Origin of the sequence: Romboutsia sp. (assembly GCF_035470145.1) — a bacterium.
Lineage (GTDB): Bacteria > Bacillota > Clostridia > Peptostreptococcales > Peptostreptococcaceae > Romboutsia_D.
Genome location: NZ_DATIRC010000403.1, coordinates 1 through 2520, shown reverse-complemented (window position 1 = coordinate 2520; position 2520 = coordinate 1). Strand labels below are relative to the sequence as shown.

Annotated in this window: 2 protein-coding genes; both read left to right on the top strand. The window is 27.0% G+C overall.

Translation table 11 applies throughout. From position 1 onward, the window contains the following. The coding region (locus tag VLM92_RS15930) for a carbohydrate ABC transporter permease (protein ID WP_325277304.1) at window positions 1–759 on the top strand (759 nt) is incomplete at its 5' end. A gap of 155 nt (window positions 760–914) precedes the next feature. After that, a partial coding sequence (locus tag VLM92_RS15925) for an alpha-glucosidase (protein WP_325277303.1) occupies window positions 915–2520 on the top strand: 1606 nt, incomplete at its 3' end.

The following is a 2520-nucleotide window of genomic DNA, read 5'->3' as shown; positions in this document are numbered from 1 at the left end:
TGTTTGTCACCATTTTATATAATAATTGTAAACTCTTTCAAAACTAAAGGAGAGCTATTTGAAAGTACATTGTCTCTTCCTGAAAACTTTAGTTTTGATAACTATGCAAGATCTTGGGAGCAATTGAACTTTGTAAAAGTTTTAGGAAATTCATTGTTTATAACAATAGTTAGTATAGTATTTATAGTAGTATTTGCATCTATGGCAGCATGGATGTTGCAAAGAACAAATTCTAAGCTAGCTAATATAATATTATTCTTATTTATATCTTCAATGTTAGTAACTTTCCAATCAATAATGTTACCTCTTGTAAATATAATGGGTAAATTAAAACTTCTCAATATACCAGGAATTATATTTATGTATATAGGATTTGGATCAGCATCAGCAATATTCTTATATCATGGGTTTGTAAAAGGGATACCAAGAGAATTAGATGAAGCAGCGCTAATAGATGGATGTAGTAAATGGCAAACTTTTAGATATATAATATTCCCACTTTTGAAGCCAATATCTATAACTGTTGCAATACTTAACACAGTTTGGATTTGGAATGACTTTTTATTACCTTCGTTAGTAATAAATACACCAGAAACAAGAACTATACCACTTTCAATGTTCTTCTTCTTTGGCCAATATACAAAGCAATGGGATTTAGCACTTGCAGGATTAGTACTTACTATAATACCAGTATTAGTATTCTACTTCTTTGCACAAAAACATATAATAAAGAGTGTTACATCAGGAAGTATAAAATAATAAATTTGAAAAAAATTCTATTTTAGAATTAATTCTTTTAGGTCTAAAATAATGATTTATATAAAATATATACGGAAATTATATTTATCTTAAATTACGAAATAAATATAATTTCCTAATTGTTATGAAATTTAATTCTTCAGGGGGATAGCAATATGAAAAAAACATGGTGGAAAGAAGCTGTAGTATATCAAATATATCCAAGAAGTTTTATGGATAGTAATAATGATGGAATAGGTGATATAAAAGGAATAATACAAAAATTGGATTATTTAAAGGAATTAGGTATAGATGTTATTTGGTTAAGTCCAGTATATAAATCACCAAACGATGATAATGGATATGATATAAGTGATTATGAAGATATAATGGATGAATTTGGAACTATGGAAGATTTTGATGAACTTTTAAATAAAGCTCATGAAAGAAAAATAAAAATACTAATGGACTTAGTAATAAACCATAGTTCTGATGAACATAAATGGTTTGTAGAATCGAGAAAATCTAAAGATAATCCATATAGAGATTACTATATGTGGTCAGATCCTAAATATGGAAAAGAACCAAATAACTGGGGGTCATTCTTTAGCGGAAGCGCGTGGCAATATGATGAAGAAACAAGTCAATATTATCTTCATTTATTTACTAAAAAGCAGCCAGATTTAAACTGGGAAAATGAAAATATGAGAAAAGATATATATTCTATGATGAAGTTTTGGCTAGATAAAGGTGTTGATGGATTTAGAATGGATGTTTGTAACTTATATTCAAAGGCTGAAGGTATGCCAGATGCTGATGAAAATGGAGTTGAAGGTTTATATATAAATGGTCCTAAAGTACATGATTATTTTAAAGAAATGAATAAAGAAGTGTTTAGTAAATACGACATAATGACAGTAGGAGAAACTCCAGGAGTAAGTCCATCACATGCTAGAGACTATGTTGGAGAAGATAGAAATGAATTAAATATGTTATTTCATTTTGAACTTATGGATTTACCAAATCAAAGTGATAAATTCTATAAAAAACCATACAAGCTAACTGATATAAAAAATATATTTATGAAGTGGTATAATGGGCTTCACAATATAGGATGGAACTCTTTATTTATGAATAATCATGATCAGCCAAGAATGGTATCAAGATTTGGAAATGATAAAGAATATAGATTAGAATCTGCTAAAATGTTGGCTACATTAATACATACATTTAGTGGAACACCATATATATACCAAGGTGAAGAAATAGGAATGACTAATGTAGGATTTGGGGATATAAATGATTATAGAGATGTAGAAACATTAAACTATTATAAGGAAAAAATACAAAATGAAGATCCTAAGGAAGTTATAAAAAGAATAATACCAACATCTAGAGATAATGCAAGAACTCCTATGCAATGGGATGATAGTATAAATGCAGGATTTACAAAGGTAACTCCTTGGATAAATGTAAATCAAAATTATAAAGAAATAAATGTAAAAAAATCATTAGAAGATAAGAATTCTATATTTAATTATTACAAAGATTTAATTAAGTTAAGACATGAAAGTGAAACAATTGTATATGGAGATGTAGAGCTTATTTATCCTGAAGATGAAAATATATTCGCATATAAAAGAAATTTAAAAGATGAAAATATTATAGTTATATTGAATTTCTATGAAAATAATGTAAACTTTAAGATGCCGGAGTTTTTACAGGAAAAGGAATTAGAAATTATATTATCTAATTATAATGATAAAATGATTGAAAATAATA